A 23,057-nucleotide genomic window follows, 5' to 3' on the forward strand; every position below is an offset into this window, starting at 1 on the left:
GGCCCTCTGAGGTGGGCCCTTCTGAGCGGCTCGGACACTCCCCGGCCTCCGACAGACTGGTGCGTGTGCGCCAGCAGCCTGTCATCGCCGTCGTCGGCCCCACCGCGGCCGGGAAGTCCGACCTCGCCGTGGAGCTCGCCCTCCGCCTCGGGGGCGAGTGCGTCAACGCCGACTCCATGCAGCTCTACCGGGGCATGGACATCGGCACCGCGAAGCTGACGCCCGCCGAGATGCGCGGCGTGCCGCACCATCTGCTGGACATCTGGGACGTCACGGTCACCGCGAGCGTGGCCGAGTACCAACGGCTGGCGCGGGAGGTGTTCGACAAGGTCGCGACGCCGGTGCTGGTCGGCGGCAGCGGCCTGTACGTCCGGGCGGCACTCGACGACCTGAAGTTCCCCGGCACCGATCCCGAGATCCGGGCCCGGCTGGAGGCCGAGCTGGCCGAGCGCGGCCCGGCCCCGCTGTACGAGCGGCTGCGCGGCCTCGACCCGGCCGCCGCCTCGGCGATCCTGCCCGGCAACGGCCGCCGCATCGTGCGGGCGCTGGAGGTGATCGAGCACTCGGGCCGGCCGTTCTCGGCCACGATGCCGTCGTACGACGCGCTCTACCCGAACGTCCAGATCGGCCTGGACGTGCCGCGACCCGAGCTGGACGAGCGGATCGAGCTCCGGGTCGAGCGGATGTGGGCGGCGGGCCTGGTGGAGGAGGTGCGCGCGCTGCTCGGGCAGGGCCTGGCCGAGGGCCGTACGGCCGGCCGCGCGCTCGGCTACGCGCAGGTGATCCGCTTCCTGGAGGGCGAGTGGAGCGAGGAGCAGGCCCGGGCGGAGACGGTGCGGGCGACCAGGCGTTTCGCGCGCCGCCAGGAGTCATGGTTCAGGCGCGACCCGCGGGTGCGGTGGCTGCCGTACGACGCCCCTGATCTTGTCGAGCGCTCCCTCGCCGAGATCCCCGGACACCCGGCACCCTAAACTTGCAGAATGCGCTTCCTGAAGGGTCACGGCACCGAGAACGACTTCGTCATCCTGCCCGATCACGACGGCGAGCTCGACGTGTCGGCCACGCTCGTCACCAAGATCTGTGACAGGAGGGCGGGCGTCGGGGCCGACGGCGTGATCCGGGTGGTGCGCACCAAGCGGAGCCACGAGGTGGCCGGGCAGGCATCCGCCGCGGAGTGGTTCATGGACTACCGCAACGCCGACGGCAGCGTCGCCGAGATGTGCGGCAACGGCGTGCGCGTCTTCGCCCGCTACCTCGCCGACGCGGGCCTCGCCGACCCCTCCGGGTTCGCCGTCGCCACGCGGGGCGGCCTGCGCCAGGTCCGTCTGGAGCCGAACGGCGACGTCACGGTCGACATGGGCAAGCCGGTCGTGCTCGGCGAGAGCACGGCCCACGTGGGCGGCATCGACTATCCCGGCGTGCGGATCGACATGGGCAACCCGCATCTGGCCTGCGCCATCGGCGATCCGGTCGCCCAGCTCGACCTCACGCACCAGCCCGGCTTCGACATCGGCGTCTTCCCGGGCGGCGTCAACATCGAGCTGTTCAACCCGGTGGGCGTCAGCCGCGCGGTGATGCGCGTCTTCGAGCGCGGCTCGGGCGAGACCCGCTCGTGCGGCACGGGCGCGGTGGCGACGGCGGTCGCGGCGGCATCCCTGTCGGGCGACACCACCGGCACGTGGACGGTGGAGGTGCTCGGCGGCACGCTCACCGTCATCCTCGACGAGGACACGAGCTACCTGTCCGGACCGGCGATGATCGTGGCCAGCGGCGAGCTGATGCTTGCAGAATGATGTTCTACTGAGGCATGCTGGGTCTGATTCCCGAACCGAGAGGTGGGACATGGCAGACCCGCGCACTACCGCAGTCCAGGTGAAAGCACCCATCGGGCAGCTCGGCGGCGGTTTCATGGTCTCCCGCGAGGCCAAGGCCGCCTGCGAGGAGCACGGCCTCGGCCCCCGCGAGCTCTACTTCCGCGGCCGCTGCGGCGTGCTCGGCGAGTGCGACGCCGACGTGGTCCACTCCGTCGCCGTCTTCTTCCCGCGCGAGCACGTCGAGGAGAGCTGGAACGGCGGCCGCAAGCTCGCCGCGGACCGCGCCGTCGAGATCTACGCCGAGGTGTGCCGCGACTGGGGCCGACGCAAGCTGGGTGGCCACGACGGCTGCGCCAGGCTCGCCGAGCTGCTGGAGCCGGTGGTCGCCGCGGCGTCGTCCGTGGGCGCGCCGCTGTTCGCCGGCTGGCGGGCGGTGCCGCTCGCCGACGACCCGCCGGCCCGCGCCGTCCAGCTCATGCACTGCGTACGCGAGCTGCGCGGCGGCCTGCACGCCAACGCCGTGCTCGCCGCCGGGCTGCACCCGCTGGAGGCCACGCTCGCCGCCGAGCACGACACGACCCCGTTCGGGCAGGCCACCGGCACCCGGATCGCCCAGTTCTTCTCCTGGCCGGAGCCCTACCCCGAGCCGACCCCGGAGCTCGTGGCCCGCCGGGCCGAGGTCGAGGAGCGCACCGACGATCTCATGGCGCCGGTCTTCTCCGTGCTCGACGACAGCGAATCGGACGAGCTGATCGGCCTTCTGCGTTTGGGGCACGCTCGTTGACCTGGCAGACTGACTGCCCATGGACGTGGACATCTGGGCCTGGGTCGGCGACACCCAGCAGCAGCTTTCCGAGGCGGGCAACGTTGGCCTCGCCATGGCGCTGGGAGACCTTCCCGCACAGGCCTATGAGGGCCGATACCCGCAGCTCGACGTCATGGCCCCCGCCATCGCGCAGCAGGCCGAGACCCTGGAGCTGCCCTGGCTGGAGTTCTACGCCCGCTACTGGCACCTCGTCGGCCGCATCGGCGACCGCGCCCAGGGCGCGGTCGCGCTCGACGACGCGCGGCAACTGCTGGCGTTCGCCCAGCGCGAAGACGTACGCGAGTGCCCGTCCGCCCCGGCGGCGGTCGAGGCTCTCGCCATCGCCCTGGCCAACACCGACGGCCCCGGCTACGCCACCGAGCGCCTCGAGACGCTGGGCGCCCACCTGGAGGCCCTGAGCCCCGAGCGGCCCGCCTTCACCGGCCTCGCCACCCAATACGTCGCCGCGCTGATCGACGCCGGCAAGGCGGACGAGGCCGTCACCTACGCCGAATCCGCCACCGAGCGGCTGCGCACCGCCGGCCGCGCGCCGAGCTGGGAGCTCGGCGCCGAGCACGCCCGCGCGCTGCTGGCCGCGGGCCGCGCCGAGGCCGCGCTCGACGCCCTGCAGGCCGCCTCCGGCCACCAGCCCGACGACCCGGTGGCCAAGGACCACCGCGACGGCGTGCGCCGGGCGCTGATCCTCGCCACGCTCGGCCGCGTCGCCGAGGCCGTCGACGCGCTGCCCGACCTCGACGTGGTCGGCGAGCACCCGCGCGTGTTCGTCGAGTGGTCGCGCGCGGTCGCCCAGCTGGCCGGCTCCGCGCAGATCACCAACACCTGGCAGCTCGGCCGGGTGCTGCGCCAGTGGATCGACTACTTCGGCATGATGGGCGGCTACCGCGCCCGGGTCGAGCTCGCGCTGATCGCCGGCGACCTCGCCGTCGCCCGCCAGGGCGTCTGGCAGGCCAGGCTGCTGGCCGACGTCGCCGAGTCCGGCACCGCCGAGCTGCGCGCGAGCGAGGACCTGACCGAGCGCATCGCCGCGCTGCGGGCCACCGCCGACGCGACCGCCGAGCACGAGGCCCCCGGCCCGCTGGAGGAGCGGGTGGCCCTGTTCGACGCGGCCGACGGCTTCAACGCCGACCCCGAGAAGTGGGTGGGCTGGCTGGCGCCGCTGTCCGGCGACGACCTCGAGGCGACCCGCCGCCACACCACCACGCTGGGCTTCCTCGGCTACCCCGCCGCCGGCGCCGACATCTACTGGAAGACCCTCGTCGACACCGGCAAGATCGGCGAGGCCGAGGCCGACGACGTCGCCTACCTCACCACCCTGCTCATCGAGGCCCGCCAGGACGAGCGGCTGGAGCAGATGGCCGCGCTGCTGCCGCACGCCGCGCAGCAGGTCGCGCTCGCCCGCCTGCACAGCGCCCGCGAGCGCTGGCCGGAGGCGCTCGACGCCGCCGAGCACGCCGTCGCGGCCGGGGCCGGCATCGACGCCCGCCGCCTGCTGTCCGGCGCCGCCCAGCAGCTCGACCAGAACGCCAGGGCCGCCCAGGTGCTGGTGGAGGTCATCGACGAGCTGGCCGACGAGGACGTCTGGCGCATGATCGTCATGGCCACCTCCGCCGAGGACTGGGAGATCGTCCGCAAGGGCGCGGCCAAGATCGGCATGCCGGTCAAGTCCAAGGAGGGCCCGATCGAGGAGGAGATGGGCCTCATCCGGGTCATCCTCCCCGCGCCCGACGGCGGCCAGCGCCAGGTGCTGTCCATCCGCACCGGCCCCGCCACCGCCCGGCTGGCCCTGCCGCAGCCCCGCGGCATGGACTACAACGCCGGCGACCTGGTCGTCTTCGACCCGCAACTGCTGGAGCCGGTGCCCGACGACCCGCAGGAGCAGCAGAACTTCGTGCCGCCGTTCGCGGCCGTACGCATTCTGCGGCCCGGCGGCTACACCAGCTACTTCTTCGACGGCGCCGCGCCGAGCGAGACCGACTGGGCCGAGTTCACCGAGGTCATGGCCGAGCGGGGCTGGCCGATGTGGGTCTACAGCGACGAGAACTACAAGGTCACCCACCCCACTTCGGGTGAGCCGCTGCCGGGCGTGTTCGGCTGGGTCGCGGTGCCGCCGGACGTCAGCCCGGCGGAGGTCGACGCGCTGCTCGACGACGCCACCGAGCGGTGGGTGCACCCGCTGGCCTGGCTCGACCTCGCCCGCGAGATCGACGTCGAGGTCGGCCGGCACGAGCGCATCGTCAAGGAATACGGCCTGTAGGAGAAGAGCGGGCCACCAGGTCCAAGAAGGGCGGCGCGGGTGCTGGAGCGGTTCCGTCTGGACGGGAAGGTGGCGATCGTCACCGGAGCCTCGTCCGGGCTCGGGGTGGCCTTCGCCCGCGGGCTGGCCGAGGCGGGCGCCGACGTCGTGATCGGCGCCCGGCGCGCCGACCGCCTGGAGAAGACGCGGCGGCTGGTCGAGGAGACCGGCCGCCGGTGCCTGGCGGTGCCCGCCGACGTGGCGAGCCCCGAGGACTGCGACGCGCTCGCCGCCGCCGCGGTCGAGGGCTTCGGCGGCGTCGACGTCTTAGTCAACAACGCCGGGCTCGGCACCGCCGTCCCCGCGCTGCGCGAGACGCCCGCGGAGTTCCGCCAGGTGGTCGAGGTCAACCTGATGGGCGCCTACTGGATGGCGCAGGCGTGCGCGCGGGTGATGCGGCCGGGCTCGTCGATCGTCAACATCGGCAGCGTGCTGGCCGAGACCACCGCCGGGCTGCCGCAGGCCGCCTACACCGCCTCCAAGGCGGCGCTGGCAGGGCTGACCCGCGACCTCGCGCAGCAGTGGACGGGGCGGCGCGGCATCCGGGTCAACTGCCTGGAGCCGGGGTTCTTCGCCTCCGAGATGACCGACCAATACCAGTCGGGCTACCTGGAGCAGATGGTGGACTCGCGGGTCGTCATGCAGCGGCCGGGCGACCCCGCCGAGCTGGTGGCCGCCGCCGTGTTCCTGGCCAGCGAGGCGTCCTCCTACGTCACCGGCGTCGTCCTCCCGGTGGACGGCGGATTCCTGCTCACATAGGGGCTCAGACGCTCACCTTCAGCTGGTGGACACGCTGCTTCGACAGCCCCATCAGGCGTGCCGTGTCCGGCTCCGACCAGTGACTCGTCAGCGTCTTCGCGGCCTCGACGGCCAGTTCGGCGGCTCGTCGCGCATGCGTCTCGGCCAGTTCCTTCTGGCGGTGATACGCCGCCACCACGCCCGCCACTTCCTCCGGCAGGTCGAAGGTGAACTCCACGGCGGGAGTGTTCTCGGGCCAGGCCCATGCGTGAATCTCCGACAGGTCGCGCTCCAGCTGGGACAGGGAGCTCGCCACGCCGACGCCTTCCACCTCGCCGGAAGGGCAGCGCGACACCCACCGTCCGTTCTCATGGGTGACGACATAGGTGATGGTGCTGCTCATCGGCACATCCTTTCTGTGACCGCCTCCAGGCGTTTCATGGCTTCACGGAAGAGTTCGGGATCGCGATCAGGGGTGGCAGGGATCATGACGGGAGCGACCTGTTTCATTCGGAGAGCAGGTCGCGTTGGGCGGCGAGGACGCCGGCGTGGAAACGGGTGCGGGCGCCGAGGCGTTCGCAGAGCACCTGGACGCGGCGCTGCACCGTGCGGGGGCTGAGGCCGAGCTGGCGGGCGATGGCGTCGTCCTTCATGCCGCCGGCGAGCAGGGCGAGCACCTCGGCGTCGGGGGTCCGGGGCCGGCCCTCGGGCTGGAGGCGGTCGTCGGCCAGGCGCAGCGGCACGGCGGTCCGCCACAGCGTCTCGAAGAGCCCGACCAGGGCGTCCAGCAGCGCCGACGGGTGCACGACGAGCGCGCTCTCGACGGCCCGGTCGTCGTCGGAGGCCAGCGGCAGGATGGCGGTGCGGGCGTCGGCGACGGCCAGCTTGACCGGCACCTGGCCGAGCCTGGCCTGCTCGCCGCCGGCGATGGCGCGGCGGGTGTGGGCGAGCATGCCGGGCTGCTCGAAGGCGAGCGGGCTGTAGATGCCACGGACGACGGGCGTTCCCCTGCGGGCGGCGCGGCGCGGGGGCCGGTGGCCGTCGCCGATGTCCACCGCGTACGGCGGATGCACCAGCACCAGCAGCTCCCGGGTGGCGTCGCGTTCGAGCTGGAGGTAGCGGCGGGCGACGGCGTCGCGGCCGGTGACCACCTCCAGCACCTCCTCCGGCTGCGGCCCGCCGCGCCCGGCGGCCTCGGTGGCCAGCAGCGCGGCGGCGGCGCGGCTGTGGGTCAGCTCCTCCTGGCGGCGGGCGACGAGGATGTCGACGGCGATGTCCGGCGGGGTGGCGACGAGCCGGAGCGGCCGGCCGGCGACGCGGGAGGTGAGCCCGAGGTCCTCCAGCCGGGGCAGCACGCGGCGGACGGCGGCGGCCGAGGAGCCGGTCTCGGCGGACAGCTCGTTGAGGGTCGCGGGGCCGTGCCGGAGCAGGGCCCGGTAGGCCGTCTCCTCGGCGACGGTGACCCCCAGCCCTTCCAGTAAGCGCCGCTGCGCCATGCCGACCTCTCTGAACAGGCCATGATCCATCACGAGCGTACGGCGGGCCGGCTCCGGCGGTCCACAGGCGGACGGAGGTCTTGTTCCGGGGGCGGGCGGGCCTTTATGGTCGTTGCGTAGTCCGGTGCGTGTTGCGCATTAAGGAACAACCGGAGGCGCCATGAGTCGGCCCCGCTTGGTGATCATCGGCGCCGGGATCGTCGGGTGCGCTCTGGCCGACGAGCTCACCGAGCGCGGCTGGACCGACGTCACCGTGCTGGAGCAGGGGCCGCTGTTCGCGGCGGGCGGATCCAGCTCGCACGCGCCCGGCCTGGTCTTCCAGACCAACCCCGCCAAGACGATGACCGAGTTCGCCGCCTACACCGTGCGCAAGTACACCGCGCTCGGCGAGCACTGCTTCCGCCAGGTGGGCGGCCTGGAGGTGGCCACCACCCCCGAACGCTGGGCCGACCTGCACCGCAAACTCGGCTGGGCCGAGTCGTGGGGCGTCGAGGGCCGGCTGCTCGACGCCGACGCCTGCGTGGAGCTGTGGCCGCTGCTGGACCGTACGAAGGTGTTCGGGGGCTTCCACGTGCCCACGGACGGTCTCGCCGCGGCGGTCGCCTGCGGCGAGACGCAGGCGGCGCGGGCGAGCGAGCGCGGCGCGCGCTTCCTGGAACGGCACACGGTCGTCGGCGTCGAGCAGCACGGCGGCCGGGTCACCGGCGTGGCGGTGCTGACCGGCGGGGAGTACCGGACGATCCCCGCCGACGTGGTCGTGTGCGCGGCCGGCTTCTGGGGGCCGTCGATCGGGAAGCTGGCCGGCCTGACCGTGCCGCTGCTGCCGCTCGCCCACCAGTACGCCAAATCCGGCCCGCTCGACCTGGGCCGCCCCGGCCCCATCCTCCGCCACCAGGACCGCGACCTGTACTTCCGGCAGTACGGCGACCGCGTCGGCATCGGCTCCTACGCCCACCGCCCGATGCCGGTCACCCAGGAGGAGATCCCGGCCAAGGGCACCGTGATGCCGTCGGTGCAGGCGTTCACTGAGGAGGACTTCGAGCCGGCCTGGCGGGACGCGGTCGAGCTGCTGCCCGCGCTCGCCGGCTCAGCGTACGAGGACGGCATCAACGGCGTCTTCTCCTTCACCCCCGACGGCTTCCCGCTGATCGGCGAGGCGCCGCACCTCGACGGCTTCTGGCTGGCCGAGGCCGTGTGGGTGACGCACTCGGCGGGGGTCGCGCGGGCGGTGGCCGAGTTGCTGGTGGACGGGACGTCCGGGTTCGACCTGCACGAGTGCGACCTGGCCAGGTTCGAGCAGGCGCAGCTCTCCCCCGCCTTCGTCGAGGAGCGCGGCAAGCAGAACTTCGTCGAGGTCTACGACGTCATCCATCCGCTGCAGCCGATGGAGTCGCCGCGACCGCTGCGTACCAGCCCGTTCCACGTGCGGCAGCGGGAGCTGGGGGCGTTCTTCCTAGAGGGGTCCGGCTGGGAGCGGCCGCAGTGGTTCGAGGCGAACGGGCCGCTGCTGGAGAGCCTGGCCGACGAGCCGTTGCTGGGCGCGGCGCAGCGGGACGCCTGGGCGGGCCGCTACTGGTCGCCGATCGCGGCCGCCGAGTCGCAGGCGACCAGGGAGCGCGTGGCGCTCTACGACATGACCCCGCTCAAGCGGATCGAGGTGAGCGGCCTGGGCTCGGCGGCGTTCCTGCAGCGCATGACCACGAACAACGTGGACAGGAAGCCCGGCTCGGTCACCTACACCCTGCTGCTGGACGCGAGGGGCGGCATCCGGTCGGACCTGACCGTCGCCCGCCTGGCCGAGGAGCGCTTCCAGATCGGCGCGAACGGCAACCTCGACCTCGACTGGCTCTCCCGGCACGCGCCGGGCGGCGTGCAGGTGCGCGACATCACGCCCGGCACCTGCTGCGTCGGGGTGTGGGGGCCGCAGGCGAGGGAGCTGGTGCAGCCGCTGACGGACCTGGACCTGTCGAACGAGGGCTTCCGCTACTTCACCTGCAAGTCCGGATATATCGGGCACGTTCCGGTGCTGGCCCTGCGGGTGTCGTACGTCGGCGAGCTGGGCTGGGAGCTCTACACCACCGCCGACATGGGGCTCAAGCTGTGGGACACCCTCTGGACCAGGGGCCTCGCGGTGGCCGGCGGGCGGGCCGCGTTCAACAGCCTGCGGGTGGAGAAGGGCTACCGTCTGTGGGGGGTGGACATGACGAGCGAGCACAACCCGTACGAGGCGGGGCTCGCCTTCGCCGTCCGCGACGACAAGGACTTCCTCGGCCGCGACGCGCTGCGCCGCGAGGTCACCCGCAAGCTGGTCCCGCTGCTCAGCGCCGAGGTCGTCATGGGCAAGGAGCCCGTACGGCACGGCGGCCGCACCGTCGGCTACGTCACCAGCGCCGCCTACGGGCACACCCTCCAGCGCCCGATCGCCTACGCCTGGCTGCCGGCCGAACTGGCCGTCCCCGGGACACAAGTCGATATTTCCTACTTCGGCCGCCGCGTTCCCGCGGAGGTCGCCGCCGAGCCGCTGTACGACCCCGGGATGGAGAAGATCAGGCGTTGACCCGGCCCCATACCCACCCCGACTTCCTCTGGCGCGACCCCGACCCGCGCAAGTCCTACGACGTGGTGATCGTCGGCGGCGGCGGCCACGGCCTGGCCACCGCCTACTACCTGGCCAGGAACCACGGACTGACCAACGTCGCCGTCCTGGAGAAGGGCTGGCTCGCCGGCGGCAACATGGCCCGCAACACCACGATCATCCGCTCCAACTACCTGTGGGACGAGAGCGCCGCCATCTACGAGCATTCGCTCAAGCTGTGGGAGGGGCTGAGCGCGGAGCTGGACTACGACCTGCAGTTCAGCCAGCGCGGCGTGCTCAACCTGGCGCACAGCCTGGGCGACGTGCGCGAGGGCCGCCGCCGGGTCGAGGCCAACCGGCTCAACGGCGTGGACGCCGAATGGCTGGACGCCACCGAGGTGAAGAAGTTCTGCCCGATCATCGACGTCTCCGACCGGCCCAGGCACCCGGTCATGGGCGCGACGCTGCAGCGTCGCGGCGGCATCGCCAAGCACGACCACGTGGCGTGGGCCCTGGCCCGGCAGGCGGACGCGTACGGGATCGACCTCATCCAGGGCTGCGAGGTCACCGGCTTCGAGATCACCGGCGGCCGGGTCGCGGCCGTGCGCACCTCGCGCGGCCGGATCGCGGCGGGCAAGGTGGCGCTGGCCGCCGCCGGGCACACGTCGGTGCTGGCGGAGCTGGCCGGGTTCCGGCTGCCGCTGCAGTCGCACCCGTTGCAGGCGCTGGTGTCGGAGCTGCTGGAGCCGGTGCTGGACTGCGTGGTGATGTCGAACGCCGTCCACGTCTACGTGAGCCAGGCGCACAAGGGCGAGCTGGTCATGGGGGCGGGCATCGACGCGTACAACTCCTACGGCCAGCGCGGCGGCGTGCACGTGATCGAGGCGCAGATGGCGGCGGCACTGGAGCTGTTCCCGATCTTCAGCCGGGTGCGCGTGCTGCGCACCTGGGCCGGCATCGTGGACGTCTCCCCCGACGCCTCCCCGATCATCGGGCGCACGCCGATGGAGAACCTGTTCGTCAACGCGGGCTGGGGCACCGGCGGTTTCAAGGCCACCCCGGGCTCCGGCTGGGTGTACGCCGACACGATCGCGCACGGCCGCCCGCACCCGCTGGCCGAGCCGTTCGCGCTGGAGAGGTTCACCACGGGGGCGCTCATCGACGAGCACGGCGCGGCGGCGGTGGCGCACTGATGCTGCTCATTCCCTGCCCCTTCTGCGGCCCGCGCGACGAGACCGAGTTCCGCTACGGCGGCCAGGCCGGCATCGCCTACCCGGACGGCGAGACCACGGACGCGGAGTGGGCCGCCTACGTCTTCATGCGCGACAACCCCAAAGGCTGGTTCCACGAGCGCTGGTTCCACGCGCACGGCTGCCGCACCTGGTTCACCGTCGAGCGGCACACGGTCACGCAGGAGATCAGATGAGATTCACCTTCGACGGCCGCGCCTACCGGGGCGAGCCGGGTGACACGCTGGCCGCCGCGCTGCTGCGGGGCGGGGTGCGCGTGGTCGGCCGCAGCGTGGAGCTGGGCCGCCCGCGCGGCGTCTTCACCGCCGGCCCCGAGGAGCCGAACGCGCTGGTCCGCGTGGGCGCCGACCCCATGCTCGCGGCCACCACGGTCGAGCTGTACGACGGGCTGGAGGCGTGGAGCCTGCGCGGCAAGGGCCGCGTCGACCCGGACGCGCGGGACGAGCGCCGCTGCGACAAGGGCTACCTGCACTGCGACGTGCTCGTGGTCGGCGGCGGCCCGGCCGGGCTGGCGGCCACGGTGGCCGCCGGTCGGGCGGGGGCGCGGGTGATCCTCGTGGACGACCAGCCGCGGCTCGGCGGCGACCTGCTGAACAGCCGGGTCACGCTGGACGGCCGGCCCGCCCTGGAGTGGGTGGCCGGCCTGGAGCTGCCCGCCCGCGTGCTGACCAGGACCACCGCCGTCGGCTACTACGACCACAACTACGTGGTCGCCGTGGAGCGGCGGCCGCGCGGCGAGCGGCTGTGGCACATCAGGGCGCGGCGGGTGGTGCTGGCGACGGGCGCGCACGAGCGCTCGCTCGCCTTCCCCGGCAACGACCGGCCGGGGGTGATGCTGGCCTCGGCCGCCCGCGCGTACGCCAACCGCTACGGCGTCCGGGCCGGACGGCGGGCGGTGGTGTTCGCCTGCGCGGACTCCGGCTACGAGGCCGCCCGCGACCTGGCGGACGCCGGGGTGGAGGTGCTGGCGATCGTGGACCCGCGGCCTTCGCCACCGCCGGTCGAGGGGGTGGAGGTGCTGGCCGGGCAGGTCGTGACGGGCACCTCCGGCGACGCCGACGGCGTGCTGACCGGCGTACGGGCGGGCGACCGGGACTTCGCGTGCGACCTGCTGGCCGTCGCGGGCGGCTGGAACCCGGCGGTGCAGCTGTTCAGCCAGTCCCAGGGCCGGCTCCGCTACGACGAGGAGTTGCTGGCCTTCGTGCCGGGCACGTCCGCGCAGGCCGAGCGGTCGGCCGGGGCCTGCCGCGGGCTCTACGGCACGAGCGAGGCCATCGCCGACGGCTACGCCGCCGGGGCGGAGGCGGCCGGGCATTCCGGGAACGGGCCGCGCGTCCCCGAGGACGACCGGCGGCCCCCGCGCCCGCCGGCGGCCGTCTGGTCCGTGACCGGCGATTCACCGGAGCCCGCCTTCGCCGACCTGCACCGGGACGTGACCGTGGCCGACCTGGCGAGGGCCACCGGGGCCGGGCTGCGTTCGGTGGAGCACGTCAAGCGCTACACGACCGCGGGCACCGGCGCCGACCAGGGCAAGACCTCGGGCGCGGTGGTCGTGGGCGTGATGGCCGCCCTGCTGGGCGCGGAGCCGGGGCAGGTGGGGACGACGACGTTCCGGCCGCCGTACACGCCGGTGTCCTTCGCCACGCTGGCCGGGCGCGACCGGGGCGAGCTGTCCGACCCGGTCAGGACCACGGCGATGCACGACGCGCACGTCGCGCTCGGGGCCGTCTTCGAGGACGTCGGCCAGTGGAAGCGCCCCTGGTACTTCCCGCGCGCCGGCGAGACGATGGCGGCGGCCGTGCGGCGCGAGTGCGAGGCCGCGCGCACCGGCGTCGCCGCCATGGACGCCTCCACCCTCGGCAAGATCGACATCCGGGGTGCGGACGCGGGCGCCTTCCTCGACCGGATCTACACGAACCTCTACTCCACGCTGCCCGTCGGCGCCTGCCGCTACGGGCTGATGTGCGGCGCGGACGGCATGGTGTTCGACGACGGCACGACGACCCGGCTGGCCGAGACGCACTACCTCATGACCACGACCACCGGCAACGCCGCCGCCGTGCTCGACTGGCTGGAGGAGTGGCACCAGACCGAGTGGCCGGAGCTGGAGGTGTCGTTCACCTCGGTGACCGACCATTGGGCGACGGTCGCGGTGGCCGGGCCGCGGGCCCGCGAGGTGATCGCCGCCGTCGCGCCCGGCGCGGTGGACCTGGCGTTCATGCGGTACGCCGAGACCGACGTGCTCGGGGTGCCCGGGCGGGTGTTCAGGATCAGTTTCTCGGGCGAGCTGGCGTACGAGGTGAACGTGCCCTGGCGGCACGGCCGGGCGCTGTGGGAGGCGGTGCTCGACCTGGGCGCGGTGCCGTACGGGACCGAGACCATGCACGTGCTGCGCGCCGAGAAGGGCTTCCCCATCGTGGGCCAGGACACCGACGGCACCGTGACGCCGCAGGACCTCGGCATGGCGTGGATCGTCTCCTCCCGCAAGCCCGACTTCGTCGGCAAGCGCTCCCACGCCCGCCCGGACACCGCCCGCCCCGGCCGTAAGCGCCTGGTCGGCCTGCTGCCCGACGACCCGGCCGCGGTCGTGCCCGAGGGCGCGCAGCTCACCTCCGGCGACGGGACGCCGGCGCTGGGGCACGTGACCTCCGGTTACGCGAGCGCGGCGCTCGGCCGCGGCTTCGCGCTCGCCCTGGTCAGGGACGCCGAGCCGGGCGACCGGCTCACCGCCGTGTGCGACGGCGCGGCCCATCCCGTCACCGTCTGCTCCCCCGTCTTCCTCGATCCGGGCAACGACCGCCGCGACGGCCTGCCGCTGACCGTGGAGGTGGGCCCGTACCAGGGGGAGCCGCGGCCCGCCGAGAGCCCGGCCGCCGCGTTCGCCGCCCGCTTCCAGGCGGCGAGCACCCCGGCCGCGCGGCTGCGGGAGATCGCGTTCGAGCCCATGTGGGAGGTGCGGGGGGCGGACCCGGGGATGGGCCTCGCGCTCGGCCCGTCCTGGTGGCTCGTCGCGGGGAACGTCGCCCCCGGCCCGGAATGGGTGGACGTGTCGGACCAGCGGACGATCCTGGAGCTGTCGGGCCCCGCGGCCGAGGAGATCCTGATCACCGGCTGCCCGCTCGACCTGCATCCGTCGGTGTTCCCCGGCCACGCCCAGACCTTCCTGGGGCAGGCGTCCGTGCTGCTGGAGCGGCGGGCGGCGGACACGTACCGGGTCTACGTGCGGTCGTCGTTCACCCGTTATCTCGCGGAATGGCTACTCGACGCTCTTGAGGGCATTTATCCCTAAGCTTTACGAAAACCTTGAGTTTCGGGAGTTCGACGTGCGCGTACGGGCGTTGGTGGCGGGTCTGTCCACGGTGGCGGTGCTGGCGACAGGGTGCGGCGGGCTGGACGCCCAGCTCTCCACCGGCGACTCCGACAAGGGATCCAAGTCCGACTCGGCCTCCGTCTCCGACGCCCGCAAGAAGCTCGCCAAGCTCCAGGTCAAGGGCCGCGCCCCGCGCACCGGCTTCGACCGCGACAAGTTCGGCCCCTCCTGGGCCGACGTCGACCGCAACGGCTGCGACACCCGCAACGACATACTCAAGCGCGACCTGGAGGACGAGACCTTCAAGTCCGGCACGCACAACTGCATCGTGCTCACCGGCACGCTGAAGGACCCCTACAGCGGCAAGACGATCAAGTTCAAGCGCGGCCAGGACACCAGCACGGCCGTCCAGATCGACCACCTCATACCGCTCTCGGACGCCTGGCAGAAGGGCGCCCAGCAGTGGTCGGCCACCAAGCGCAAGGAGTTCGCCAACGACCCGCTGAACCTCCAGGCCACGGACGGCCCGCTGAACGGCCAGAAGAGCGACTCCGACGCCGCCACCTGGCTGCCGCCGCTCAAGTCCTACCGCTGCACGTACATCGCCCGCCAGATCGACGTCAAGGCGAAGTACGACGTCTGGGTCACCGCCGCCGAGAAGTCGGCCATGGAGGGCATCCTCGACGACTGCTGACCGGGAAGGAGGCGGGCGGCCGGTCGCGGGCCGCCCGCCGCCCGATCACCTGACGGTCACCTCGCGCCAGTCGCTCCAGGCGTCAGCGCCGCCCGTGCCGGTGACACGGAAGCGCCACCTGAGTTCCTGTCCGGCCCGCAGCCGGCTCTTCGGAATCTCCACGGTCACGAGGGAGTCGCCTGTGGCGGCCGTGGCCCGGCCGGACCAGATCGCACGCTCGGTCCTGACCTTGCCGCCCTGCTTGCCGGCCATCGGCGACCGGGCGAGCTGCACCTCCACCGTCGACTGGCCGGAACGGCCAGGCGCGAGCCAGGTGGTCACGTGCGGGACGCCGGTCACGGTCAGCTTGCCGACGCTCTTGCCGGTGGCGGGCGCGCTCATCCGCCGCGCCGCCGTCGCGGTCTGCGCCGGGGCGCCGATCGCGGTGTTCATGTCGGACTGGATCTCGGCCGCGGTCTGCGGGCGGTTGTAGACGCGCACCTCGTCGATCAGGCCCTTGAAGTACTCGCCCCAGAGGTTGTTGCCGCCGATGCGCACGTCGCCGCCGTCGTCGATGATGTCGCCGCCGAGGGCGGACTGGGCCACCTGGACGCCGTTCACGTACAGGCGGTTGACCTCGCCGTCATAGGTCGAGGCCAGGTGGCTCCACTGGTTCAGTGGCAGGGTGGTGGTCCTGACGGCGCCGCCCTCGCCCAGCTCGGTCATGACCCAGCCCGAGGGGCCGGTGGTGGTGGAGGCGTACAGGCCGTAGGAGCCGCCGAACTCGTGCTCCTTCAGCAGCACCGTGCGCCAGGAGCCGCCCGAGGCCGTGGGCCGTACCCACGCCGAGACCGTCACGCCCGAGCTCAGGGTCAGGGACGTGGAGTTCGGGACGGTGACCCAGCTGTAGGAGCCGTTGAAGGACAGGGCCCCGCCATGCCTGCCGGTCGCCCAGGTGGTGTCCGCGGCCGCGCCGGTGTTGCCGTGGCCGGAGGAGTCGTTGACGGTGGTGCCCGTGCCCTCGTTCATCCCGTAGGCCGCCACGAGGCCGTCCGGCGTCGGAGTGGGGGTCGGCGTGGGGGTGACGGTCGGGGTGGGCGTGTCCGTCGGTGTCGGGGTCGGGGTCGGGGTGTCCGACGGGGTGGGGGTCGGTGTGTCGGTCGGTGTCGGAGTGTCGGTCGGAGTCGGAGTGTCCGTCGGAGTCGGAGTCGGAGTCGGAGTCTGCGTCGGAGTCGGGGTCGGAGTCTGCGTCGGGGTGGGGGTCGGGGCCGCGGTGATCGGGGTGGCCATGTCACTCTGGATCTCGCTCGCGCTCTGCGCGCGGTTGTAGACCCGCACCTCGTCGATCAGGCCCTTGAAGAACTCGCCCCAGACGTTGTTCCCGCCGATCCGCAGGGCACCGCCGTCGTCGGCGACAGCGCCGCTCAGCGAGGTCTGGGTGACCTGCCGGCCGTTGACGAACAGCCGCAGCGCGGTGTTGTCGTAGGTGACCGCGAGATGGCTCCAGGTGTTCACCGCCAGCGGAGACGTGCCGTCCACGGTGGTCCAGCTGTCGGCGGAGGTCTGCGCCCAGCCGGTCGGGACCGACCCGTCGGTGGAGGCGTACAGGCCGTAGGACAGCCCCTCGCCGCCCAGTTCCTTGGCCGCCACGCTCCGCCAGGCGGCCACGGTGGAGGGCCTGACCCAGGCCGACAGCGTCATGCCGGTCGTCAGGCGCAGCGACGCGGCGTGCGGGACGGTGACCCAGCTGAAGGTGCCGTTGAAGGACAACGCCTGGCCGTACTTGCCGCCGGCCCAGGTCGTGCTCTCCGTCTCACCTGCGTTGCCCAGGCCCGAGGAATCGGACACCGTCGTGCCCGTCCCCTCGTTCATCCCGTACGCGGCCACGAGCCCTGTCGTGTCCAGCTGCGACGTCGTGCTCGCCGCGGAGGACATGGGGGTGAAGATCGATTGTGCGGCCGCGGTGGCGGCCATCAGCGAAAGCGGCAGCGCCAGCGCGCTGACGAGAGCGATGCGCCGCCGCGTCCGGGGATCCGCCCCCGGGAGTAATCGTCGTGTAGTCACTCCGGCCCTTCCGAAAAATCGCGGGCAAAACCCAGCGATCATCACATAGGCCGGACTGACAGTAAAGATCGTTTTCAGTAAGGGGAAAGCTCGGCTCCGTTAGCGAACGCGCCGGTCAGAGCGGTCAGGTGAGGGAGCAGCCGCTCGCCGCCGGGGCGGGATCGGGGGCCGGGCGGCCGATGGTCGGCATGCCGAGCATCACGCCGGGAGCGCCCCCCGAGCCGCCCTGCCGGGCCTCCCAGGCGTCGCCCGCGCGGGTGCGGCGCAGCGCGCGGACCTGGCCGTCGGCCACCAGGTGGTGCGGCGCAGCGTACGTCACCTCGACCGTCACCAGGTCGCCCGGCCGCGGCGTCTCGTCACCGGCGGCGAAGTGGACCAGGCGGTTGTCGGGGGCGCGGCCGGACAGGCGGCGCGTGGCGTCGTCCTTGCGGCCCTCGCCCTCGGCCACCAGCACGTCGAGGGTGCGGCCGACCTGCTTCTTGTTCTCCTCCCAGGAGATCTCCTCCTGCAGCGCGACCAGCCGCTCGTAGCGCTCCTGGACGACCTCCTTCGGCACCTGGTCGGGCATGGTGGCCGCCGGGGTGCCGGGGCGGATGGAGTACTGGAAGGTGAAGGCGTTGGCGAAGCGGCTCTGCCGCACCACGTCGAGCGTGCCCTGGAAGTCCTCCTCGGTCTCGCCGGGGAAGCCCACGATGATGTCGGTGGAGATCGCCGCGTCGGGCATGGCGGCGCGCACCCGCTCGATGATGCCGAGGTAGCGCTCGGCGCGGTAGGAGCGGCGCATCGCCCGCAGCACCCGGTCGGAGCCCGACTGGAGCGGCATGTGGAGCTGGTGCATGACGTTGGGCGTCTCGGCCATGGCGGCGATCACGTCGTCGGTGAACGCGGCCGGGTGCGGCGAGGTGAAGCGCACCCGCTCCAGGCCCTCGACGTCGCCGCAGGCGCGCAGCAGCTTGCCGAAGGCGAGCCGGTCGCCGAACTCGACGCCGTAGGTGTTGACGTTCTGGCCCAGCAGCGTGACCTCCAGGACGCCCTGCTCGACCAGCGTGCGCACCTCGGCCAGGATGTCGCCCGGCCGGCGGTCCTTCTCCTTGCCGCGCAGCGACGGCACGATGCAGAAGGTGCAGGTGTTGTTGCAGCCGACCGAGATCGCGACCCAGGCAGCGTAGGCGGACTCGCGCCTGGTGGGCAGCGTGGAGGGGAAGGTCTCCAGCGACTCCTTCAGCTCGACCTGCGCCTCGCCCTCGACGCGGGCCCGCTCCAGCAGCACCGGCAGCGAGCCGATGTTGTGGGTGCCGAACACGACGTCGACCCAGGGCGCCTTGCGGACGATCTCGCCCTGGTCCTTCTGCGCCAGGCAGCCGCCCACCGCGATCTGCATGCGCGGATTGCGGGTCTTGGCCGGGCGGAGGTGGCCGAGGTTGCCGTAGAGGCGGTTGTCGGCGTTCTCCCGCACGGCGCACGTGTTGAACACGACCACGTCGGCGGTCTCGCCGCCGGACGCGGGCACGTAGCCGGCCTCCTCCAGGAGGCCGGACAGCCGCTCGGAGTCGTGGACGTTCATCTGGCACCCGTATGTGCGCACTTCGTACGTGCGGGCGCCCTCCTGGGTCACAGTCATGGCACATTCCAGGGTAGTCGTTGTCCGGCTCCCGACGGTCCGTACCGATCTAAAAGGCCAGCTTGACGGCCGGATGTGATCGGATCGGTACCGCTCAGTTAGTGACCAGCGTCCTGGAGGCCCGTACGGTTCTACCCATGACGGACAACGGTGACGACGCTCCACTCGTACGGTTGGAGAACGTCAACAAGCACTTCGGGGCGCTGCACGTCCTGAAGGACATCAACTTGACCGTCTTCCGGGGCGAGGTCCTGGTCGTCATCGGCCCATCGGGGGGCGGGAAGTCGACCCTCTGCCGGACCGTCAACCGGCTGGAGACGATCGACGGAGGTCGCATCGTCTTCGACGGGCAGCCTCTTCCCGAGGAGGGCAAGGGGCTGGCCAGGCTGCGTTCGGAAGTCGGCATGGTCTTCCAGTCCTTCAACCTGTTCGCGCACAAGACGATCCTGGAGAACGTCACGCTCGGCCCGATCAAGGTGCGCGGCCAGGGCCGCGAGGCCGCCGAGAAGCGGGCCATGGAGCTGCTGGAGCGGGTCGGCATCGCCGCGCAGGCGCAGAAGTACCCCGCGCAGCTCTCCGGCGGCCAGCAGCAGCGGGTGGCGATCGCGCGTGCGCTCGCCATGGAGCCGAAGATGATCCTCTTCGACGAGCCGACGTCCGCGCTGGACCCCGAGATGGTGCAGGAAGTCCTGGATGTCATGGTGAGCCTGGCCCGCGATGGGATGACCATGATGGTGGTCACCCACGAGATGGGCTTCGCCCGCCGGGCGGCGAACCGGGTGGTGTTCATGGCCGACGGCCAGATCGTCGAGGAGAACACCCCCGACGCCTTCTTCGGCTCACCGCAGACCGACCGGGCCAAGGATTTCCTTTCCAAGATTCTGACGCATTGAGAGAGCCGAGGTAGGACATGCAGATCCGACGGGTGGGTGTTGCCCTGGCCGCGGCCGGCGCCATGATCGCCGGTCTCACCGCCTGTGGCGGCGGCGGGGCCACCACCGTGTTGCAGAAGGCCAAGGACGAGAAGAAGCTCGTCATCGGCGTGAAGTACGACCAGCCCGGGCTCGGGCTGAAGAAGCCTGACGGCACGGTCGAGGGCTTCGACGTCGATGTGGCCAAGTACATCGCCGGCAAGCTGGGCGTGCCGGAGAGCGGGATCGAGTTCAAGGAGGCCCGCTCGGCCAACCGTGAGAGCTTCCTGAAGCAGGGCCAGGTCGACATGGTGATCGCGACCTACTCGATCACCGAGGCCCGCAAGCCCCAGGTGACCTTCTCCGGGCCCTACTACCTGGCGCACCAGGACTCCCTGATCCGGGCCGACGACTCCTCGATCACCAGCCTGGAGACGCTGAAGGGCAAGAAGGTCTGCCAGGTCAGCGGCTCCAACTCGTGGAAGAACATCACCGAGGGCACCAACAAGCAGAACCTCAAGGTCGAGGCCACCCTCGTTCCCGCGGGCGGCTACGACGAGTGCATCGCCAAGCTCAAGAGCAGCGCGGTCGACGTGGTGACCACCGACGACACGATCCTCGCCGGCTTCGCCAAGCGCGAGGGCGCCAGCGTGAAGGTCGCGGGCGCTCCGTTCACGGACGAGAAGTACGGCGTCGGCCTGAAGAAGGGCGACCTCGAGACCTGCAACGAGATCAACAAGATCATCGGTCAGATGTGGTCCGACGGCACGGCCGCCAAGCTCCTGGCGAAGCACTTCGACGGCACCGGACTGAAGATGGAGACCGCCGCGCCCCCCGCCGAGGGCTGCGCCTGATCCCCGTCCAAGACCCGGTCACTCACCGGCGGGCGCCAGCGTGCCCGCCGGTGAGCTCCCCTGACGAGGAAAGTCATGGACACCTCCGCCCTTTTTGATTTCTCGCCGCTCGTCCAGGAGCTCGACAAGATCCTCCTCGGGTTCTGGGCGACCATCAGGCTCACCCTCACCAGCGCCGTCATCGCGCTCATCCTCGGCACGATCCTGGTGGCCATGCGGGTCGCGCCGACGCCCGTCCTGCGCTGGGCCGGCACGGCGTACGTCAACGTGGTGCGCAACACCCCGCTCACCCTCGTGCTGATCCTGTGCGCGCTCGGGCTGAGCGACACGATGCAGCTCACCTTCTCCGGCGACCCCACCACCAACTACTTCTGGTGGGCGGTGGCCGGTCTGTCCGTCTACACCGCGACGTTCGTGTGCGAGGCGCTGCGCTCGGGCATCAACACCGTGTCCATGGGGCAGGCGGAAGCGGCCCGCGCGATCGGCCTGACGTTCACGCAGACGCTGCGGCTCGTGGTGCTGCCCCAGGCGTTCCGTTCGGTCATCTCCCCGCTCGGCAGCATCCTGATCGCGCTCGCCAAGAACACCACGATCGTCATCGTGGCGAGCTACCTCGACGCGGCCGCGCAGATGAAGCAGATGTTCGACGACTACGGCGGCACCATCCCCATCTTCCTGGGCTTCGCCGTCGGTTACATGGTCCTGACCCTTCCCACCGGCTTCCTGTTCGGCTGGCTGGCCAAGCGCATGGCGGTGGCGCGATGAGCACGAACGTCCTGTTCGACGCCCCCGGGCCGCGCGCCCGGCTGCGCAACAACGCGCTCACGCTGCTGTCGGCCGCCGTGCTGCTGTTCATCGCCTACCTGGTCATCTCCACGCTGGGCGAGAAGGGCCAGCTCGACGCGGCCAAGTGGGAGCCGTTCCTGCGCGGCGACACCTGGACCGGGTTCATCCTGCCCGGCCTGGTCGGCACGTTGCAGGCGGCGGTGGTCGCGGCGGTGCTCGCGGTGATCTTCGGCGTGCTGTTCGGCCTCGGCCGGCTCTCCGACCACAAGGTGATCCGCACGGTGTGCGGCGGCGTCGTGGAGTTCTTCCGCGCCATCCCGCTGCTGATCCTCATCTTCTTCGTGCAGGCCGGCCCGGCCACGCTGAGCGGCTACACGATGAGCGTGCCGGCGTTCTGGGCCGTGGTCATCGGCCTGACGCTGTACAACGGGTCGGTGCTGGCGGAGATCGTCCGGGCCGGCATCCTCGCCGTGCCGAAGGGTCAGTCCGAGGCCGCGTACGCGATCGGGCTGCGCAAGTCGCAGGTCATGCGGCTGGTGCTGGTGCCGCAGGCGACGACGGCCATGATGCCGGCGATCGTCAGCCAGATGGTCGTGCTGCTCAAGGACACCGCGCTCGGCTGGATCATCGCCTACGAGGACCTGCTGAACGCCGGGCTCAAGCAGTTCGCGGTCAACTACGGCAACCTCATCCCGAGCGCGATCGTGCTGGCGCTGATCTACGTGCTGATCAATCTGGCACTCGGCGCCCTCGCGCACTGGCTGGAGCGGCGCAGCCGGCGCAGCCGTACGTCCGCGGCGGGCCCGGTCGCGGCTCCCCCGGCGGTCGGCGCCGGAGGAGCCACCGCCACGCTCTGAGGACCTGATCCCCCGGCAGGGAAAGCCCCAAAAAGGGGTTACGGCTCGGTGAGGGCCGCTCGCGTGGCGGCCCTCCTGAGATCTTCGGCACGCACACTTCTCCTGGACGCAGGAGAGGTCGGTGGTGGGATGCGGGTTGCGGGGGCGCCCCTCTGCTTGGCCGTCTGCCTGGTCTCCTGCGGCTCCGGCGGCTCGTACGTCAACGTCGTGGACAAGGTCAGGGGCAGCGGGCAGGTCGCCGTCGGCACGAAGTGGGACCAGCCGGGGCTGGGGCTGAAGCCCGGCACCGGCGAGCCGCAGGGCTTCGACGTCGACGTCGCCAAGTACGTCGTCCATGCCCTCGCCCCTGGCAAGGACGTGCGGATCACCTGGCGGGAGACGCCCTCGTCCAGCCGCGAGGCCATGCTCCAGAACGGCGCCGTGGACCTGATCTTCGCCACCTACGCGATCACCGAGGCGCGCAGGCCCAAGGTGACGTTCGGCGGGCCGTACGTGTCGGTGCCCCAGGACACGATGGTCCGCGCCACGGACACCTCGATCCGTACCGTCCAGGACCTGCGCGGCACGCGGCTCTGCCTGGCCAAGGGCTCGAACTCGTACCGGCGGATCGTCGACCCGCCGCCGGACGGCAAACTGGGCCTGCCGGCGCGCCTGGTGCCCGCCGAGAACTACTCCGACTGCGTACGCAAGCTCGACGCCGGGCAGCTCGACGCGGTGAGCACCGAGAACCTGGTGCTGGCCGGCTACGCCGCGGACGCCCCCGGACGGTTCCGGCTGCTCGACGATCCCATCGGCGAGGAGCGGTGGGGCGTCGGGATCAAGAAGGGGGACACGGCGACCTGCGAGGCGGTGAACGCGGCGGTCGCCGCGATGTGGCGCGACGGGACGGCCGTCCGGCTGCTGCGCAAGTGGTTCGGCGACACCGGCCTGACCCTCCCCTCCGCCCGCCCCCGCCCCGAACCGTGCCCCTGACCCTCCCCACCGCCCTC

The 23,057-nt window shown here is 72.0% G+C and carries 19 protein-coding genes; 15 read left to right on the forward strand and 4 right to left on the reverse strand.

Annotated elements, in window-relative coordinates; translation table 11 throughout:
- Window positions 1-65 precede the first annotated feature (65 nt).
- From miaA to SMD20_RS19575, 5 genes are all read left to right on the forward strand, one after another.
- Window positions 66-971, forward strand: coding sequence for a tRNA (adenosine(37)-N6)-dimethylallyltransferase MiaA (miaA, locus tag SMD20_RS19555; protein WP_329583015.1), 906 nt, complete (start codon window positions 66-68; stop codon window positions 969-971).
- A 9-nt stretch (window positions 972-980) separates the two neighbouring features.
- Window positions 981-1,793, forward strand: coding sequence for a diaminopimelate epimerase (gene dapF, locus SMD20_RS19560; protein ID WP_329583018.1), 813 nt, complete (start codon window positions 981-983; stop codon window positions 1,791-1,793).
- A 79-nt stretch (window positions 1,794-1,872) separates the two neighbouring features.
- Complete coding sequence (locus tag SMD20_RS19565) at window positions 1,873-2,598, forward strand: SCO6745 family protein (RefSeq protein ID WP_329583021.1); 726 nt, start codon at window positions 1,873-1,875, stop codon at window positions 2,596-2,598.
- A gap of 19 nt (window positions 2,599-2,617) precedes the next feature.
- Window positions 2,618-4,894, forward strand: a complete 2,277-nt coding sequence (locus SMD20_RS19570) for a tetratricopeptide repeat protein (protein ID WP_329583024.1) — start codon at window positions 2,618-2,620, stop codon at window positions 4,892-4,894.
- Between the two features lie 39 nt (window positions 4,895-4,933).
- A complete protein-coding gene (locus SMD20_RS19575) occupies window positions 4,934-5,692 on the forward strand; it encodes an SDR family NAD(P)-dependent oxidoreductase (protein WP_329583027.1) in 759 nt (252 codons plus the stop codon).
- 4 nt (window positions 5,693-5,696) lie between these two features.
- Here SMD20_RS19575 and SMD20_RS19580 read toward each other — a convergent pair whose 3' ends face one another.
- Both SMD20_RS19580 and SMD20_RS19585 read right to left on the reverse strand, forming a co-directional pair.
- Window positions 5,697-6,074, reverse strand: a complete 378-nt coding sequence (locus tag SMD20_RS19580) for a hypothetical protein (protein WP_329583030.1) — start codon at window positions 6,072-6,074, stop codon at window positions 5,697-5,699.
- 103 nt (window positions 6,075-6,177) lie between these two features.
- The gene (locus SMD20_RS19585; protein ID WP_329583032.1) at window positions 6,178-7,167 is read right to left on the reverse strand and encodes a helix-turn-helix domain-containing protein; all 990 of its coding nucleotides are present in this window, start codon (window positions 7,165-7,167) and stop codon (window positions 6,178-6,180) included.
- Between the two features lie 160 nt (window positions 7,168-7,327).
- On the opposite strand from SMD20_RS19585, the gene SMD20_RS19590 reads away from it, so the two are divergent.
- Genes SMD20_RS19590 through SMD20_RS19610 form a run of 5 tightly spaced genes read left to right on the forward strand, consistent with a single transcriptional unit; the run spans window position 7,328 to window position 14,996 of the window.
- Window positions 7,328-9,724, forward strand: coding sequence for a GcvT family protein (locus tag SMD20_RS19590; RefSeq protein ID WP_329583034.1), 2,397 nt, complete (start codon window positions 7,328-7,330; stop codon window positions 9,722-9,724).
- On the forward strand, window positions 9,721-10,935 hold the full coding sequence (locus tag SMD20_RS19595) for a sarcosine oxidase subunit beta family protein (protein ID WP_329583036.1): 1,215 nt from the start codon (window positions 9,721-9,723) through the stop codon (window positions 10,933-10,935). Before SMD20_RS19590 ends, SMD20_RS19595 begins: the two co-directional genes overlap by 4 nt.
- A complete protein-coding gene (locus tag SMD20_RS19600; RefSeq protein ID WP_329583039.1) occupies window positions 10,935-11,168 on the forward strand; it encodes a sarcosine oxidase subunit delta in 234 nt (77 codons plus the stop codon). Before SMD20_RS19595 ends, SMD20_RS19600 begins: the two co-directional genes overlap by 1 nt.
- Entirely contained in the window at window positions 11,165-14,281 is a 3,117-nt protein-coding gene (locus SMD20_RS19605) for a 2Fe-2S iron-sulfur cluster-binding protein (RefSeq protein WP_329583042.1), read from the forward strand. The genes SMD20_RS19600 and SMD20_RS19605 overlap by 4 nt, the downstream gene beginning before the upstream one ends.
- A gap of 34 nt (window positions 14,282-14,315) precedes the next feature.
- Window positions 14,316-14,996 carry an HNH endonuclease family protein gene (locus SMD20_RS19610; protein WP_329583046.1) on the forward strand — a complete coding sequence of 227 codons (681 nt, stop codon included), beginning with the start codon at window positions 14,316-14,318 and terminating at the stop codon, window positions 14,994-14,996.
- 45 nt (window positions 14,997-15,041) lie between these two features.
- On the opposite strand, the gene SMD20_RS19615 is transcribed toward SMD20_RS19610, so the two are convergent.
- Both SMD20_RS19615 and miaB read right to left on the reverse strand, forming a co-directional pair.
- Entirely contained in the window at window positions 15,042-16,910 is a 1,869-nt protein-coding gene (locus SMD20_RS19615) for a LamG domain-containing protein (protein ID WP_329583049.1), read from the reverse strand.
- Between the two features lie 253 nt (window positions 16,911-17,163).
- Window positions 17,164-18,660 (reverse strand): tRNA (N6-isopentenyl adenosine(37)-C2)-methylthiotransferase MiaB, encoded by a 1,497-nt coding sequence (gene miaB / locus SMD20_RS19620; protein ID WP_329583052.1) that lies wholly within the window; start codon window positions 18,658-18,660, stop codon window positions 17,164-17,166.
- Window positions 18,661-18,797: 137 nt separating this feature from the next.
- Between miaB and SMD20_RS19625 the strand changes: the two genes are divergently transcribed.
- The 5 genes from SMD20_RS19625 (at window position 18,798) to SMD20_RS19645 (ending at window position 23,040) form a co-directional block, all read left to right on the forward strand.
- Window positions 18,798-19,553, forward strand: a complete 756-nt coding sequence (locus tag SMD20_RS19625) for an amino acid ABC transporter ATP-binding protein (RefSeq protein ID WP_329583053.1) — start codon at window positions 18,798-18,800, stop codon at window positions 19,551-19,553.
- A gap of 17 nt (window positions 19,554-19,570) precedes the next feature.
- Entirely contained in the window at window positions 19,571-20,425 is an 855-nt protein-coding gene (locus tag SMD20_RS19630; protein ID WP_329583056.1) for a glutamate ABC transporter substrate-binding protein, read from the forward strand.
- 75 nt (window positions 20,426-20,500) lie between these two features.
- Entirely contained in the window at window positions 20,501-21,190 is a 690-nt protein-coding gene (locus tag SMD20_RS19635) for an amino acid ABC transporter permease (protein WP_329583059.1), read from the forward strand.
- Window positions 21,187-22,068, forward strand: a complete 882-nt coding sequence (locus SMD20_RS19640; protein ID WP_329583062.1) for an amino acid ABC transporter permease — start codon at window positions 21,187-21,189, stop codon at window positions 22,066-22,068. The genes SMD20_RS19635 and SMD20_RS19640 overlap by 4 nt, the downstream gene beginning before the upstream one ends.
- 129 nt (window positions 22,069-22,197) lie before the next feature.
- On the forward strand, window positions 22,198-23,040 hold the full coding sequence (locus tag SMD20_RS19645; RefSeq protein WP_329583065.1) for a glutamate ABC transporter substrate-binding protein: 843 nt from the start codon (window positions 22,198-22,200) through the stop codon (window positions 23,038-23,040).
- Window positions 23,041-23,057: the final 17 nt, after the last annotated feature.

The organism is Nonomuraea sp. LP-02 (assembly GCF_036289125.1).
GTDB classification, from domain to species: domain Bacteria; phylum Actinomycetota; class Actinomycetes; order Streptosporangiales; family Streptosporangiaceae; genus Nonomuraea; species Nonomuraea bangladeshensis.

What these genes read in the sequence shown, in the direction of transcription:
- dapF (WP_329583018.1), top strand. Translation starts at nt 981, where the DNA reads ATGCGCTTCCTGAAGGGTCACGGCACCGAGAACGACTTCGTCATCCTG.
- SMD20_RS19570 (WP_329583024.1), top strand. Translation starts at nt 2,618, where the DNA reads ATGGACGTGGACATCTGGGCCTGGGTCGGCGACACCCAGCAGCAGCTT.
- SMD20_RS19580 (WP_329583030.1), bottom strand. Translation starts at nt 6,074, where the DNA reads ATGAGCAGCACCATCACCTATGTCGTCACCCATGAGAACGGACGGTGG.
- SMD20_RS19585 (WP_329583032.1), bottom strand. Translation starts at nt 7,167, where the DNA reads ATGGCGCAGCGGCGCTTACTGGAAGGGCTGGGGGTCACCGTCGCCGAG.
- SMD20_RS19590 (WP_329583034.1), top strand. Translation starts at nt 7,328, where the DNA reads ATGAGTCGGCCCCGCTTGGTGATCATCGGCGCCGGGATCGTCGGGTGC.
- SMD20_RS19600 (WP_329583039.1), top strand. Translation starts at nt 10,935, where the DNA reads ATGCTGCTCATTCCCTGCCCCTTCTGCGGCCCGCGCGACGAGACCGAG.
- SMD20_RS19605 (WP_329583042.1), top strand. Translation starts at nt 11,165, where the DNA reads ATGAGATTCACCTTCGACGGCCGCGCCTACCGGGGCGAGCCGGGTGAC.
- SMD20_RS19615 (WP_329583049.1), bottom strand. Translation starts at nt 16,910, where the DNA reads ATGTCCTCCGCGGCGAGCACGACGTCGCAGCTGGACACGACAGGGCTC.
- miaB (WP_329583052.1), bottom strand. Translation starts at nt 18,660, where the DNA reads ATGACTGTGACCCAGGAGGGCGCCCGCACGTACGAAGTGCGCACATAC.
- SMD20_RS19625 (WP_329583053.1), top strand. Translation starts at nt 18,798, where the DNA reads ATGACGGACAACGGTGACGACGCTCCACTCGTACGGTTGGAGAACGTC.
- SMD20_RS19630 (WP_329583056.1), top strand. Translation starts at nt 19,571, where the DNA reads ATGCAGATCCGACGGGTGGGTGTTGCCCTGGCCGCGGCCGGCGCCATG.
- SMD20_RS19635 (WP_329583059.1), top strand. Translation starts at nt 20,501, where the DNA reads ATGGACACCTCCGCCCTTTTTGATTTCTCGCCGCTCGTCCAGGAGCTC.
- SMD20_RS19640 (WP_329583062.1), top strand. Translation starts at nt 21,187, where the DNA reads ATGAGCACGAACGTCCTGTTCGACGCCCCCGGGCCGCGCGCCCGGCTG.
- SMD20_RS19645 (WP_329583065.1), top strand. Translation starts at nt 22,198, where the DNA reads ATGCGGGTTGCGGGGGCGCCCCTCTGCTTGGCCGTCTGCCTGGTCTCC.